The organism is Niallia laureatilytica, assembly GCF_046613985.1.
Lineage (GTDB): Bacteria > Bacillota > Bacilli > Bacillales > Cytobacillaceae > Niallia.
Genome location: NZ_JBKKHP010000004.1, coordinates 18,588 through 33,627 on the forward strand (window position 1 = coordinate 18,588; position 15,040 = coordinate 33,627).

Below are 15,040 nucleotides of genomic sequence, written 5' to 3' on the forward strand. Positions count from 1 at the left end.
ATACAACTTAACATATAAACTACAAACGGAAATTAAATATACATGTGTAGAAAAAGGGGAGATATTAATGGTCCATTTAATGACAAATAAAAAGCTCACAGCAATGGAACAGCAGCTATTGGAGAATGCAACGGAGTTAGTTCCGTATCTTCAGCAATTTGGCAGAAGAATCGATGAGGAGAGACATATTCCGGATGAGGTCATTAAAAAAGTATCAGATGCTGGATTATTTAAGCTAGGGACACTAAAAAAATACGGAGGTTATGAAGTTAGTATCCGTGCCATGGTAGAAATTATTTCTGAAGTGGCTAAGGGGAATGGTTCAGTCGGCTGGGTGGTTCAAATAATAAACGGAAATAATTATACAGCTTCTCTGTCTTTACCCACTGAAGTATTAAATACTGTCTTTAATCAAGAAGAGGAAGTGCGTTTTTGTTCTGTCTTGCAAGCAAGAAAGGCAGATATAAAAAAAGTAGAGGGAGGCTATTTAGTAGAGAACGGATTTTGGGGATTTGGTTCAGGATCTAAGCATGCCACTCATGCATTATTAAATTTAAACGACATTAGGACCATACAGCAAGGCAAGGCAATGCAAATGAAGTTGGCAGTTGTTCCGATGAATGACATTAAAATAGTAGATGATTGGTATACGATGAGCCTAAAAGGTTCAGCAAGTAATAGTTTAGAGATGAAAAATGTATTCATACCTGAAAAATACGTCACCGTCCAGGATATGTCCCAAATTATTTCTATAGAAAACCTAGAAGGACGCGACAAATATAGACCTTATGTACAAGTTATCACTAGTATAACTACAGGAATCAGCGCAATCCTTGGACTTGCAAGAGGGGCTATTGAATATTTTGTTGAAAAAGCGCCTAATAAGCCAATTACCATGACAGTTCACACTTCTCAGGCAGAAGTAGGCCATATTCAGTATAAAGTAGGGCTTGCGGCTATGAAGGTTGAATCTGCTCATCTTCATATCAGTCGTACGATTGATAATTTAGAGAATAAAGTACAAACAGGAGAAAAATTCAGTATAAAAGAATTGGCACAACTTCAAATAGATATGACATATGCTTCGATGTTGTGCTGGGAGGCAGTGGATATGCTAATGGCAGAAAGCGGTGGTGGAGTCATAGCTGATTCGAATCGACTGTCGCAGATATTCCGAGATATCCGAGGCGGTTCTAATCATGCGCTTACTACTGCATCCACTGGTCTTGAACTTTACGGAAGGGTCCTTATGGGTATACCTCCACAGCATATCATGACATTAGGTGCAGCATCCATTTTAAAAAAAGATGAATTGATTGGAAATCATTCGTAAAAGTTAGCAAGAATATATCATAAAAAAGAGGGAGCAATGTTTAAAATGGATGATAAACAATTTCGCACAGCAATGGGGAAATTTGCTACAGGGGTAACAGTTATTGCTACAGAAGTAGAGGGCGAAGTACACGGAATGACAGCTAATGCTTTTATGTCAGTATCTCTTGATCCAAAATTGATTGTTATTTCTGTACGGAAACAAGCAAGTATTCTAGCAAAATTGCAATCGAGTCAAACCTTTTCAGTGAATATTTTGGGCGAAGATCAGCAGGAAGTATCCATGATTTTTGCAGGACAACTAAAGGACAAACAAGTTGATTTTAACCGTCTTGATGGGAAACCAGTAATTCCAGGATCAATTGCGCAGATTGCCTGTGAAGTCAGTGGAGAGCATATCGAGGGAGATCATATATTATTCATTGGTAAAGTAACCGATATTTATGTAGAAGATAAGGCGCCGCTTATTTACTATAACGGGAAGTACGGTTCTTTGAAAGAAGAGATGATAGATTAACGGAAAATTGATATACGGATATCATTTAACTTTTTTATTCTAATCACACAAGAAATGCTCTCCCTCTATTAAAGGGAGAGCATTTCTTGTGTGATGAACATGGCAGCTTTTTTATTCAAAAAGAATATTTAAAAATACCAGTTAATAAACGTTTTTTGGTCACATATAACAGCTTCACCATTCATCGTTTGAACAATTTGTTCGATATTTTTATCTTTCGTAAAGAACAAGGTTGTAAAGGATTCATACAAGCTCATAAAAGCGAAATCCATATTTTCATCCGTCACAATTAACTCTTTATCACATAGATTGCATATATCTAAAGGGGTAGCATCATTTATATTTAATATCCCCCTGTTTTCTAAGATTGGGTCTAAATAATATAGTTTGCTAGCACCTCTTGAGCCAAGAACTTTCAGTAAGCTATGTAACAAGAATACAGATGTACTATCATCTGTTGGAAAATAAAGATCTGATTTTAGGTTTGAATTTAACTTGTTAGATAAGTCCACTTCTTTATATTCTTTTTTAAGAGCATAAATAGAGGTTAACAAAGCTAAGGCTAAAGCATTATAAGAATCTAGCCCGCTATAAGACATAATTTCCCGCCAAGAAACAGGCTTTCCAATAGTAAGGGCGTCATTATTACTTGGATAGATATGTTCGCAAGGGGTTTTTCTCATAGATTCCTCCCACCCTAAAGGCATTTGGACAAAAGGGTGTAGTAATATGGCAGCAGATTTAAAGTTGCTTGGAAGTTGTTTTAGAACAGGTGATTGGTCATCAAACCAAATATAATCTAACAAGTATTCTCCTCCTTTAAGCACTAAATTTAGACAAACATTGTCTTTTTACAGAATATATTTACACAGCTGCAGATGATGATAATAAAAGGTAGAATCAATCCTTACTTCAAGGCTTTTCATAGAGTATATATAACTATTAGTTTAAAGTTAATGTATACTATTGGAAAGTAATTCATTCTAAAAAAACATTTTTAGAAATTACATAAACAGTAAAAGGGGATTTTGCAGTGAATCAAAAAGTATTGCTTGTTGAAGATGAAGAGGATATTTCTAATTTATTGGAGATTTATTTGAAGGATCAAGGATATGCAGTGGATACTTTTCATAATGGGCAGGATGCATTAGAGCGTATAAAAACAACAGAATATGATTTAGCGATCTTGGATGTTATGTTACCGGGCATAAATGGATTTGAATTATGCAAAAAAATTCGGGAGCAATATTTTTATCCAATTATTATGTTAACAGCTAAGATTGAGGATATTGATAAAATTACTGGATTAACAATTGGAGCAGATGATTATATAACAAAGCCTTTTAATCCACTTGAGGTAGTGGCAAGAGTGAAAACTCAATTGCGCAGATATAAACGTTACAACGAACAGGCAGGAAGTGTAAAGGATGTAGAGGAGTACGATATTAGAGGATTAAAAATTAATAAATCCACACATCGCTGTTCCTTATTTGAGGAACCAATCGAGTTAACGCCGATCGAGTTCTCTATTTTATGGCACTTATCTGAAAACCAAGGAAAAGTTATTTCAGCTGAGGAGCTATTTGAGAAGGTATGGGGAGAAAAATATATTGAGAATAACAATACAGTGATGGCTCATATTGCTAGATTGCGTGAAAAGCTGAAGGAGCCTGTGAAAAAGCCGAGGTTTATTAAAACTGTTTGGGGAGTGGGGTATAAGATTGAATAAGAAAGCTAAGCAAATCTCCAACTATTTAGCACTGCGCTTTTTCATCATGACCTTATCTTGTTTTGTTATTATTTTTCTTTTGTCTTTTATTCTAGTAAGTGTTAATGATTCACAAGCGTTATCGGGTGTTATAGGAGATGCTGTTAAATGGACAAGTAACCGTTTATTGTTGCTGGCACCAAGTGTATTTATTGCTTGCGTATTTATTATTTTAATCATTCAACGAAGACAGCTGATAACGTATTTAGTTACATTATCAGCAAACCTAGAAACGATCACGATTGAAGAGAAACACGACTTACAGCTTCCGCCTATCTTAAAGGATGCAGAGGAGGGGATGGAAAGACTGCGGTATGAGCTGAAGGAAAAAGAGCGTGCAGCAAAGGAAGCGGAGCAGCGGAAAAATGATTTAATTGTGTATTTGGCACATGATTTGAAAACACCGATTTCCTCGATTATCGGTTACTTAACATTACTGCGAGATGAGAAAAATCTCTCAGACGAGATGTATCAAAAATTTATCCATGTAACAATGTCTAATGCAGAGCGCTTAGATGATTTAATTAATGAGTTTTTTGAGATAACGCGCTTTAATTTATCGGCCATCTCCTTACATTACAGCAAAGTGAATCTGTCATTTATGCTGGAGCAGCTCTTGTTTGAGTTTCAGCCCATATTAAGAGCTAAAAATTTAACATATCGTATCGAAGACTCGCAACATATCGAAATTGCTTGTGATGCAGAGAAAATTCAAAGAGTATTTGATAACTTAGTTAGCAATGCTGTGCATTATAGCTTTGAGGATAGTGAAATTGTTATTTCTATTACGCAGGATGAGGACAGTGCGGTGATTCAATTCAGTAATGAAGGATATCCGATTGAACGTGACAAGCTGGATCGCCTGTTTGAACAATTTTATCGCTTAGATGCAGCGAGATCGACTCGAAGCGGCGGTGCTGGGATTGGATTGGCTATTGCTAAGCAAATTATGGAACAGCATCATGGCACGATAACAGCGAGTTCAAATGGGCAAAAGATTAACTTTACTGTGAAGCTGCCGTTATCGTAAGAATTTTGTAAGATTTTACGCAGAAAAAAAGCAGATAATTGTTATAGAACGCAAATAAAGAAAGCTTTTGGTTTCAGTATGATTAAAGTACTGAAAGCAAAGGCTTTTTTTATTTTTCGGAGGGATAAGTATGGAAATTTTAAAGGTGCAAAATGTAAAAAAGGTTTATCAGTCTCACAAAGGTGCAAAGGTTGAGGCATTGGTTGATATTAACTTCACTGTAAATAAAGGAGAATATATTGCCATTATGGGAGAGTCAGGCTCAGGCAAATCAACACTCTTAAATATTTTAGCTTCTTTAGATGACGTTACAAGAGGGGAAGTACTGCTGGAGGGTGTGAACTACAAACAAATTCAAAATGATGAATTGGCAGCATTTCGCCGGCAGCACTTAGGATTTGTGTTTCAGGATTTTAACTTATTAGATCAATTCACCTTAAAGGATAATATTTTTTTACCGCTAGTCCTTGCTGATCACTCTGTAAAGGAGATGAATGCAAAAATAAAGGATTTAGCAAGCATATTGGAAATTGATCATCTTTTAGAAAAATATCCGTACGAAGTTTCAGGAGGCCAGCAGCAGCGAGCTGCAGTTGCACGGGCGTTAATCACAGCCCCGAGCTTAATTTTAGCTGATGAACCGACTGGCGCACTCGATTCTCGTTCTGCACAGGAGCTGTTGAATTTGTTTGCAAGATTTCATCAAGCGGGCCAAACCATCATTATGGTGACACATAGTGTGTATGCAGCAAGTAAAGCAAGCCGTGTGCTGTTTATTAAAGACGGAAAAATCAACAGTGAGATCCATAAAAGAGATAAGAATGAAGATATCACCCAACAAATTTTTGACATGCAATCAGCAGCAATTGCACAAAGGAGCCGCAGCCTATGAATAAAAAATGGTATGTGAAATTAGCGGTAACGAACATCAAAACCAATGGCTTAATGTTTCGGCCCTATCTATTTACTTGCATGGTCATTATAGCCCTGTTTTATACCATTAACAGCCTGGTCAATGCTCATGCGCTGAAATCCATTTCAGGCGGGAACTTTACCATCGACGTGATGAAGTTTGGCAGTTTATTGTTTACCGTACTATCTCTGTTCTTTTTGATGTATGCCAACAGCTTTATATTTAAGAAACGAAAGAAGGAAATGGGTTTATATAATTTATTAGGTTTGGAGAAAAAGCATATTCGAAAAATATTAATACTAGAAACTGCGCTTATTGCACTATTCACAATGATAGGTGGCATTGCAGTTGGTCTAGTATTAAATCAAGCTGTCGGCATAGCTATGTCCGCCATGATGAAGGTCCCGTTAACAGTCAGTATGATTTCTATACCTGCCTTATTAAAAACGATTGGCATATTCATAATGGTCTTTTCCATTATCCTGGTCTTTAACTTAAAGCAGATTCACTCTGTTTCAGTGATTGAATTAATGAAAGGGGCCAAAATAGGGGAGCGGGAACCGAAGGCGAAGCTTGTGCTGGCAGTGCTTGGTGGTGTCCTCTTATTCACAGGATATCTTCTATCATTTACTGTTAAAGACCCAAAATTAGATATAAATGCGATGATTACAGCAATAGTCCTTGTTGTGGCAGCAACGTACTTGCTTTTTATTGCGGCAAGTATTGTTCTCCTTAAAATGCTGCGCAAAAAGAATAGCATTTATTATAACAAAAACAATTTTACCCTCATTTCAACCATGATTTTTCGGATGAAACAAAATGCGGTCGGATTAGCAAATATTGCTGTGTTAAGCACGGCGACCTTAATTGTTATGACAACTACCATTTCCTTATATTTAGGTGTTAATACGATGCTGAACAATAGCTTTCAGTTCGATGTATCCATTACAAATCCGGCAGAAAACATCCCTGAGCAGCAGCTGCTGCAAACATTTATCGATAACAATAAAAATCGTTATGATGTTGATACTACATCTGCTGCATCATACCGCGGGGGACAGTTTGCTGCTGATTTAACAGGAGATGGAAAGGAAGACTTCTTTCTTATTTTGCCGTTAGAAGATTTTAATACACTAACAAACGAGGATATTTCGCTAGCTGCAGATGAAGTAATGCTTTTAATAGATAAAGAGACTGCAGGATTACAAAGCATCAACCTAAACGAAGAATCATTTAAAGTGAAAAGTATGGTTGAAGATTTGCCAATTGATACAGCCCTTGCTGACAGTGTTGATCGCAATTGGATTTACGTCATTGCTCCGTTAACTGGTGAATTTGCGCAAACACTAGATTTGGAAAACTCACTTACTATGTATCAAGACTTTAACTTACAGGGGGATGCAGACGCAGTGAATGATTTTTCCCATGCGATTGCAGAGGAGGCCGACAAAATTGGCTATTTGGATGTAGAAGCAAAGTCAATTTACAAAGAATCACTGTTAGTTCGTTTTGGCGGATTGCTGTTTTTAGGAATTTTTATTAGTGCGGTTTTAGTTGCCGAGACAGCGTTAATGATTTTCTATAAGCAAATTTCAGAAGGCTATGACGATCGAAATCGCTTTGCCATTATGAAAAAAGTAGGCATGAGTGAAGCAGAAATTATGAAAACCATTAGAAAGCAAACGCTGATTATGTTTTTTGCCCCACTCACCGTAGCACTACTTCATTTAGGAGCCGGTTTGCCGCTTGTAACGAAAATCATTGGTATCGCTGCAATGGATAATTGGCTTGTTGTGTTAGGCAGCGGATTATTTGCAGCAATCATTTTTACAGTCATTTATGGTGCAACCTATCTATTCACCGAAAAAAGCTATAAAAAAATCATTAAGCACTAAAGGAGAATGAAAGTGAAAAAAATAAAAACAGCTTGGATTATTATTGGTGTAATTATTCTATTCCTACTTGGCACTATCTGGAGCAATTCACATGTAACAGTAGACAAAGTGACAATTGCTCATAATCGTTTACCAGCAGCATTTGATAACTTTAAAATTTTGCAGATATCTGATTTAAAAGGAAAGGAATTTGGAAACAATCAAAAAAAACTAGTGAATGTAATAAAAAAACAGCAGTATGATGCAGTTGTTTTCACAGGAGACTATATTTCCGAAGAAGAAGAGAATTTGCAGCCGCTTGAAAGCTTATTAAAGGGAATGCCGAAAAATAACGACATGTATTATATTTTAGGTGATAAGGATGGAGATAACAGTACGGCTGCATTGAAAAAGGGTGACCGTTTTTATGATTTGTTTACAAAATATAATGTCAAGCCACTCTATCCAGGGATGGAGATTAAGAAGGGAGGAGACTCGATTTGGTTAAAAACAAATCCGTATGTTGGCATGAATGAAGTAGGAGCAGGTGATATTTCAAGTCAATTGTTAGAAGAAAAAGAAGAGTTTGAAGCTCGACTTAAGGAGCAGCAAGACCCGTTTACGGTTGAAATCTCCCACCGTGCCACAGAAATTGATTATGAAGATCCGTATCTGCATGAATATCGGACAACAACATTAAATGATGCAGACAAAGAATGGAGACAATGGGATGTCAGTCTTAACGGTCATACGCTTGGAGGACAATTCAAATTGCCGATTATCGGTCCGCTGTATGCTCCGAATTTTGGCTTATTTCCTGGTAAAGTGAACGTAACAGGTGTGCATACGGTTGATAATCATACCCAATATATAAATAACGGATTAGGTGTAAGTGGACCTTGGTTTGCACAATTTCGTCTGTTTAATACACCGAGCATTGGGTTAATCACTTTAAAAGCAAAGTAACCTATAAAAGCTGGTAATTTGGAGTGCAAAGTCCATCTTTTCATTAAAAAAAATAAGAGGGAAACTCCTCTTATTTTTTTATTTTTTCCAGGGCTTAAATATGAGTGCCAGGACGATAATAAGCAAAATCAAAAAATACAGCAAGTTTGGCAGGAATTTTAACAGCCAAATACTAACCATTAATGTCGAAAATGTTAAGAGCTCTAAGTACCGTTTTCTGCCTAATTTTTTCTTATTAGCCATTACAATGAAATAGGCAATTGGCGGTAATATAAAGCACAGCACAAACAATACTTTTTCTTTCAGATACCAAGGCAGTTTATTATCAGTCATCTTTGTATGATTAGTCTCTTTTCCATTTTTCCTCATAATGTGCCCAAGCACTCATCGCAATAGCTGCGATGATCTCCCCCACAAACCGAAACAAACTGAGTGCTAATTCCATTAATATCCACTCCTTTGATTTTAATATTACAAAAAATAGGAACTTATCACAAGTTATATTATTGTCCTATTTATATGCATGAAGAAAAGGATTACACTAGAAAAAACAGGCATAATGGGGAGGAATAAAGATGCATTTAATAGAAATAAGACGGCCGCTCGAGACAGACCGAAAAGAACTGCAGCATTTTTTTGATATCATGCTCAAAAGCACGTTTGATAAGAATGGTATTGCCAATCTTGTCGAGGACAGACAAACGGAGCTTCAAGAAAAGCTGGACCAGCTTAACGAAGATTTTGCGAGCGGCGGAAAGAAGCGATATTTTTTATTGGCAACTGATAAAGCTACTGGAGACTTGCTCGGCTGCATTGCATATGGCCCTGTAAGTGCATTAATAGTAAGAGAAACAAAGGGAGAATTCACTGATATGTTGGAGGTGGGCACAGCGTTTGTTCATCCAGATCATCAGAACAAAGGAATTGGCACACTGCTTTTGCAGGCCATCCTCGAAGTCTTAAAAAGCAAGGGAATAAAAGAATATTGCTTGGACAGCGGCTATCAGCTCGCTCAAAAAGTATGGACGAAAAAACTTGGCAGTCCATACTTATTGTTAGAAGATTATTGGGGAGAGGGAGCGCATCATATGATTTGGCGCAGGCAAATGGATAAGTGAATGGTCTTTTCTGTCTATTTACTAAAATTATCATTAGGTGTGAGTTTAGATGAACTTTGAAGAGCGAGTACATATGTTTGATTATAAGCTTAATGATACGGATGACCAAATAATAGAGTATATTCTTCAGCATAAAAAAGATTTTATCCATCATTCAATTCAAACCTCTGCAGCTGCTTTGTACACTGTTCCTAATACGATTACACGGTTATCTAAAAAGCTTGGCTATGACAGCTTTTCTCATATGAAAAACAGCATGAAGGATGAGCTGCAAGCGGCACAGTCAGAGGAGCATCTTTCATTCGCTTTTATAAAAAAGACATATGATCTTCTTGATGCAGAGTTGCTTGGAAAACTGGCGCGGAAACTTGTTTCTGCTAAAACTATCTTATTTTACGGTGCTGGTGACTCTGCTGATTTTTGTGAAATGATGGTAAGAAATCTTAGAGTAGTCGGCAAAAGCTCTGTCTATTTAAGTCACAGACATGAGCTAATGCATATGCTTAAATCGATGACAAAGCAAGATGTGCTGTTTACAATCAGTCTTTCAGGAGAAACACCGCTTGTTCTTGAAATCGCCCAATTAGCAATAGAGCAGAACATCCAAACGATATCTTTGACTCATTTTAGTCATAATTCACTACAAAAACTAACAGATTACAATTTATACTGTTATTCCCCTAAAAGGTTGAAAAATGGTTATAACATTACAGATAAAACACCTGTTATGATTGTACTTCAAGCGTTGTCAGAACAGTATTGGAGCATAAATTAAGTGAAAAATACACAAAAATTCCATAAACAATTTTTATTTGTGTAAAAACAAGAAGAAAAGCTGCTCTTCTTGTTTTTTTTGTTAGTATTAAACCGAAAAAATGAAATCGATTTCAAAAAAGGAGGTTAGTTCTATGAAGTTAAGAGACTTAACATCTGTCCGCTTATTGTGTACCGACAAAAATTTTGCAACGAAGCAGCAGGCAATTGAGTTTTTGACGAATTTGCTCTACAAGGAAGGAAAGCTATATTCTGAACAAGAATTTCTTAATTCTGTGCTGGAGCGGGAACAATTGTCACCGACAGGTTTTGAGGGGGGCATTGCAATCCCGCACGGAAAATCAACAGCTGTAAAAGAAGCAGCTTTTGCAATTGCTACAGTTAAAGTGCCGTTATTGGATTGGGAAAGTGTCAATCCAGACAATGAAGTAAAATTGGTTATTATGCTGGCGATTCCAGAAGATAAAGCAGGTTCTACTCATCTAACATTACTTTCTGAGTTTATGAAACGTTTATTTGATAACGACTATAAACACCGGTTATTGAATGCGGCAAGCCCTGTTGAGTTATGGCAGCAGCTTGATAACACGGACGAGCAAAAATCTTTTGAACTACCGGGGACTAGCAAAACGATTTTAGCGGTTACTGCGTGTCCAGCAGGCATGGCTCATACGTATATGGCAGCAGAGGCATTAATACAGGCAGGCAAGGAGCTGGGTGTTGCTGTGCTGGTTGAGAAGCAAGGTGCCAATGGTGTGGAAGACATGCATACGAATGCTCATTTAAATAGAGCAGATGCGGTGATTTTTGCAAACGATGTGGCTATTAAAGACGAGCAGCGATACAGCCATTTGCCTAAAGTGAAGACAAATGTTGCTGCACCTCTGAAAAATGCCTCTGCAATCATCACTAAAGCCATTAACATAGCAGAACGGCAGCCAGCAGAAAAAAATAGTTATGCGCAGACAGACGACAGTGATAGCTCAGATAACAAATCCTTTAAAACAGAGGTAAAAGACTCCATCCTGACAGGTATTTCTTATATCATACCTGTTATTGTCGCAGGAGGAATGACCTTGGCTGCTGCTGTATTAATAGCACAAGCATTTGGATTACAGGATGTATATGAGCTTGAAGGCTCATGGCTGTGGCTGTTAAGGCAGCTTGGCGGCGGAATGCTCGGGCAGCTGATGATTCCGATTTTATCAGCGTATATGGCCTATTCTATCGCGGATAAACCGGGACTTGCCCCAGGCTTTGCTGCGGGAATTGCAGCTAATTTAATTGGCAGCGGGTTTTTAGGCGGGATGCTGGGCGGATTTCTGGCAGGATTTTTGCTCAAATGGTTTAAGCACAGATTTAAAACGAATGGAATATTTGCTGGCTTTATTAGTTTTTGGGTTTATCCAGTTGCAGGAACATTAATCGTTGGCGCTGTCATGCTGTTTGTAGTTGGCGAGCCTTTAGCATGGCTGAATCAAGCTCTCAATGCTTGGCTGGAAGATTTATCTGGCGCAAATGCCATTATTTTAGGGGCCATCATTGGTGCGATGGTTTCGTTTGATCTGGGAGGTCCTGTCAATAAAGCTGCTTACACATTTTGTATTGGTGCGATGGCAAGTGGCAACTTTATTCCTTATGCAGCGTTTGCTTCCGTTAAAATGGTTTCTGCCTTCGCTGTAACGGCAGCTACTATTATTGGCAAGAAATTCTTTAATCAGCAAGAACGGGAAATCGGCAAACAAACATGGCTCCTTGGATTAGCAGGGATTACAGAAGGAGCGATTCCGTTTATGATGAACGATCCTCTTCGGGTTATCCCGTCCTTAATCGCTGGTTCCGCAGTTACCGGCGCCGTTGTACAGCTCGCAAATTGGCTTGAACGTCCCTGGAGCAGGGATTTTCTCTCTAGCCTTATTGCAAGGAAAATCAATCTTTATGGCTGGTTTTATTTGGCTTGGCGCAGCATGTGTTGGAGCATGTATTTCAACAGCACTTTTAATCATCAGCAGGCAAAGAAAACTCAGCAAAGAAACAGGAGGGGAAAGATGAAGAAAGTACATATTATCCCACATATGCACTGGGATCGAGAGTGGTATTTCTCAACAGAAGAATCGCGGATCTTGCTTGTAAACAACATGGAGGAAATTTTCGAAATGCTCGAAAACAACCCAGATTATCCAGCATTTCTGCTAGATGGCCAAACAGCTATTTTAGAAGATTATTTAGCAGCAAAACCAGAAAACCGCAACAGAATAACAACGCTTGTGCAAAAGGGGAAGCTGTTCATTGGACCTTGGTATACACAAACAGATGAAATGATTGTTGGAGCAGAGTCGATTGTCCGTAATTTACTTTACGGCTTAAAGGATTGTGCTGCCTTTGGCCAGGCAATGATGATCGGTTATTTGCCTGATTCCTTTGGCCAGTCATCGCAAATGCCGCAGCTATTAAATGGCTTTGATATGAAGCATTTTATTTTTTGGAGAGGAGCTTCTGAACGGCACGGAACGGATAAAACTGAATTTTACTGGGAAAGTGATGAAGGCTCCAAAGTACTTGTTCAGCTGCTGCCGTTAGGATATGCAATCGGCAAATATTTGCCAGAAAACAAGGTGGCACTCCGCGAAAGAATGGATAAATATTTGCCAATATTGGACAAAGGCAGCACGAATGGGAGTGTTATTTTGCCAAATGGCCATGACCAGATGCCAATCCAGAAAAATATCTTTCAAGTTATCGAGAACTTGAAAGAAATCTATCCAGATCGACAGTTTTTATTAAGCAGCTATCAAGATAGTTTTGCAGATTTAGCGCAGCATTTGCCGACTATAAAAGGTGAGTTGCTTGATGGCAAATACATGCGAGTTCATCGCAGCATTTATTCAAGCAGAATGGATATAAAGGCAGCCAATACCCGAATTGAAAATAAGCTAGTCGATATTCTTGAGCCATTAGCAGCTATCGCTTATTCTTTAGGATTTGAATATCATCATGGCTTAATCGAGTTGATTTGGAAAGAAATCCTGAAAAATCATGCTCATGACAGTATTGGCTGCTGCTGTTCTGACAAAGTTCATGCCGAAATAAAAAATCGTTTTTTGCTGGCAGAAGAAAAGACAGACAGATTGATAGAGTTCTATAAGCGGAAAATTACTGATTCTATTGATACAGACCGAGAGGAGGATTTGCTCACAGCCTTTAATCTTCTTCCTTATAGCAGACATGATACGGTAAATGCAGTGATTACAACGATACATCGCTCCTTTATTTTAGAAGATGCAGATGGTTATGAGGTGCCGTTTGAAATGATAGCTAAAGAAATGGTGGACCCTGGCTTGATTGACAGGCAGCTTGTTCATTACGGAAACTATGAACCCTTTTGGCGTTATCATATTCAATTTAAGTCAACTATTCCGTCTATGGGCTACAAAACTTTTTTTGTTGTACCAATGGACAAAGAAAAAGAAGTATCCTTCGTTGAGAAGGATACTGTTGAAACACCATTTTATCGAATTACCGTTAATCTCAATGGGACGTTGACTATTTATGATAAGAGTATGGACAGAACATTTTGTAATGTGCTGCTTTTAGAAACGTCCGGCGATGATGGAGATGAGTATGATTATTCTCCTGTGTTTGCAGAGGAGCCTGTTGTTCATCATCATGCTGTCACTTCTTATGCGATTTCCCAAAATGACTTAGAAGCGCGAATAGATATGAAAGTCAAAATCGCTGTTCCAAAAGACGCTGAGGACAGAAAAAAGCATATAAACAGCTCACTCACAGAGATAACTTGGAAAATAATCATCCCTACTGATCAGCAAATAATCAAAGTGTCTGGAGAAATTAATAATCAGGCAAAGGATTATCGTTTACGGACGTTAATTCCTACAAAGATTGCTGCTGCTTTTTCTGTTGCAGATAATCAGTTTGGGTCTATTAAAAGAGGTGTTAGCGATCCAGCGATGCACAGCTGGGAGGAAGAAGATTGGGATGAGCGGCCTGATGCGATTTATCCAATGCTGTCCTATGTAAGCCTGTATGATAAGCATTATACGGTTAGCGCTATTACAAACAGCATTAGAGAATATGAAATTATAGGAGACCATTTTGACACGATTGCTTTAACGCTCTTACGCAGTGTTGGTTACCTTGGCAAGGAGAATTTAGTAAGAAGGCCAGGACGCCCTTCAGGAATCAAGCTTCCTACACCTGATTCGCAAATGCAAGGCATTCTTAACGTCGAATTTGCTATTTCCATCAGTAAAGGCACACAATATACAGCAAGAATCTCTAAAGAATTCAGAACCCCTATTGAAACATATAATAAAATTCCTTATCATGCGATGAAGCTTAACTCGTCACACAAGCAAACGCCATTATGCTTCAGTTTGCTTCAGGAAAAGGGAACTGGAACGGAGGTGTTAAGTACATTAAAAAAAGCAGAAAACTGCGACGGTTTCATAGTGCGGATGTATAACCCTGCTGCAACCGAAGGCGAAATTTCTGTCAGCTTCAACGCCGCTAGCCTGAAACAAGCCTGGCTCTGTCAATTAAATGAAAATATTGAATCTTTGCTTCCTATATATGACAATAGTTTCTCTCTCTCTATCCGTTCTAACCAAGCTAAAACTGTATTAATAGAAAAATAATCTGAAAAGTCTTGCAGATTTCCCGGGCAATGGCGCAATCGTAGGAAATACACAAAAAACGCCTCGTTTAGGAGGCGTTTTCTTCCCGCTCTT

Annotated in this window: 12 protein-coding genes; 10 read left to right on the forward strand and 2 right to left on the reverse strand. The window is 38.1% G+C overall.

The annotated features are described in order from the left end of the window. Positions 1-67: 67 nt before the first annotated feature. Together ACLIJJ_RS11735 and ACLIJJ_RS11740 are read left to right on the forward strand one after the other, a co-directional pair. Positions 68-1,333, forward strand: a complete 1,266-nt coding sequence (locus ACLIJJ_RS11735; protein WP_411410921.1) for an acyl-CoA dehydrogenase family protein — start codon at positions 68-70, stop codon at positions 1,331-1,333. A 45-nt stretch (positions 1,334-1,378) separates the two neighbouring features. After that, positions 1,379-1,849, forward strand: a complete 471-nt coding sequence (locus tag ACLIJJ_RS11740) for a flavin reductase family protein (protein ID WP_233314223.1) — start codon at positions 1,379-1,381, stop codon at positions 1,847-1,849. A 128-nt stretch (positions 1,850-1,977) separates the two neighbouring features. Here ACLIJJ_RS11740 and ACLIJJ_RS11745 read toward each other — a convergent pair whose 3' ends face one another. Further along, the gene (locus tag ACLIJJ_RS11745; protein WP_311315941.1) at positions 1,978-2,676 is read right to left on the reverse strand and encodes a DUF2711 family protein; all 699 of its coding nucleotides are present in this window, start codon (positions 2,674-2,676) and stop codon (positions 1,978-1,980) included. A 206-nt stretch (positions 2,677-2,882) separates the two neighbouring features. On the opposite strand from ACLIJJ_RS11745, the gene vanR reads away from it, so the two are divergent. The 5 genes from vanR (at position 2,883) to ACLIJJ_RS11770 (ending at position 8,400) form a co-directional block, all read left to right on the forward strand. Beyond that, positions 2,883-3,578 (forward strand): VanR-ABDEGLN family response regulator transcription factor, encoded by a 696-nt coding sequence (gene vanR / locus ACLIJJ_RS11750; protein ID WP_233314221.1) that lies wholly within the window; start codon positions 2,883-2,885, stop codon positions 3,576-3,578. After that, a complete protein-coding gene (locus ACLIJJ_RS11755) occupies positions 3,571-4,647 on the forward strand; it encodes a sensor histidine kinase (RefSeq protein WP_411410922.1) in 1,077 nt (358 codons plus the stop codon). The genes vanR and ACLIJJ_RS11755 overlap by 8 nt, the downstream gene beginning before the upstream one ends. Positions 4,648-4,777: 130 nt before the next feature. Next, positions 4,778-5,539, forward strand: a complete 762-nt coding sequence (locus ACLIJJ_RS11760) for an ABC transporter ATP-binding protein (protein WP_233314219.1) — start codon at positions 4,778-4,780, stop codon at positions 5,537-5,539. Beyond that, the gene (locus ACLIJJ_RS11765; protein WP_411410923.1) at positions 5,536-7,455 is read left to right on the forward strand and encodes an FtsX-like permease family protein; all 1,920 of its coding nucleotides are present in this window, start codon (positions 5,536-5,538) and stop codon (positions 7,453-7,455) included. The genes ACLIJJ_RS11760 and ACLIJJ_RS11765 overlap by 4 nt, the downstream gene beginning before the upstream one ends. Positions 7,456-7,467: 12 nt before the next feature. Continuing rightward, positions 7,468-8,400: a metallophosphoesterase gene (locus tag ACLIJJ_RS11770; RefSeq protein ID WP_411410924.1), complete on the forward strand. Its 933-nt coding sequence runs from the start codon at positions 7,468-7,470 to the stop codon at positions 8,398-8,400. 78 nt (positions 8,401-8,478) lie between these two features. On the opposite strand, the gene ACLIJJ_RS11775 is transcribed toward ACLIJJ_RS11770, so the two are convergent. Continuing rightward, positions 8,479-8,733, reverse strand: coding sequence for a hypothetical protein (locus tag ACLIJJ_RS11775; protein WP_411410925.1), 255 nt, complete (start codon positions 8,731-8,733; stop codon positions 8,479-8,481). A 242-nt stretch (positions 8,734-8,975) separates the two neighbouring features. Here ACLIJJ_RS11775 and ACLIJJ_RS11780 point away from each other — a divergent pair, with 242 nt between their 5' ends. The 3 genes from ACLIJJ_RS11780 to mngB all read left to right on the forward strand — a co-directional run bounded on the left by ACLIJJ_RS11780 (position 8,976) and on the right by mngB (position 14,947). Continuing rightward, positions 8,976-9,518 carry a GNAT family N-acetyltransferase gene (locus ACLIJJ_RS11780; RefSeq protein WP_233314215.1) on the forward strand — a complete coding sequence of 181 codons (543 nt, stop codon included), beginning with the start codon at positions 8,976-8,978 and terminating at the stop codon, positions 9,516-9,518. A 49-nt stretch (positions 9,519-9,567) separates the two neighbouring features. Then, entirely contained in the window at positions 9,568-10,293 is a 726-nt protein-coding gene (locus ACLIJJ_RS11785; RefSeq protein WP_233314214.1) for a MurR/RpiR family transcriptional regulator, read from the forward strand. Between the two features lie 133 nt (positions 10,294-10,426). Further along, positions 10,427-14,947, forward strand: coding sequence for a mannosylglycerate hydrolase (gene mngB / locus ACLIJJ_RS11790; protein WP_411410926.1), 4,521 nt, complete (start codon positions 10,427-10,429; stop codon positions 14,945-14,947). Positions 14,948-15,040 lie beyond the last annotated feature (93 nt).

Excerpts from the sequence above, each read along its gene's own strand:
- ACLIJJ_RS11735 (WP_411410921.1), top strand. The coding sequence starts at position 68 with ATGGTCCATTTAATGACAAATAAAAAGCTCACAGCAATGGAACAGCAG.
- ACLIJJ_RS11740 (WP_233314223.1), top strand. The coding sequence starts at position 1,379 with ATGGATGATAAACAATTTCGCACAGCAATGGGGAAATTTGCTACAGGG.
- ACLIJJ_RS11760 (WP_233314219.1), top strand. The coding sequence starts at position 4,778 with ATGGAAATTTTAAAGGTGCAAAATGTAAAAAAGGTTTATCAGTCTCAC.
- ACLIJJ_RS11765 (WP_411410923.1), top strand. The coding sequence starts at position 5,536 with ATGAATAAAAAATGGTATGTGAAATTAGCGGTAACGAACATCAAAACC.
- ACLIJJ_RS11775 (WP_411410925.1), bottom strand. The coding sequence starts at position 8,733 with ATGACTGATAATAAACTGCCTTGGTATCTGAAAGAAAAAGTATTGTTT.
- ACLIJJ_RS11780 (WP_233314215.1), top strand. The coding sequence starts at position 8,976 with ATGCATTTAATAGAAATAAGACGGCCGCTCGAGACAGACCGAAAAGAA.
- ACLIJJ_RS11785 (WP_233314214.1), top strand. The coding sequence starts at position 9,568 with ATGAACTTTGAAGAGCGAGTACATATGTTTGATTATAAGCTTAATGAT.
- mngB (WP_411410926.1), top strand. The coding sequence starts at position 10,427 with ATGAAGTTAAGAGACTTAACATCTGTCCGCTTATTGTGTACCGACAAA.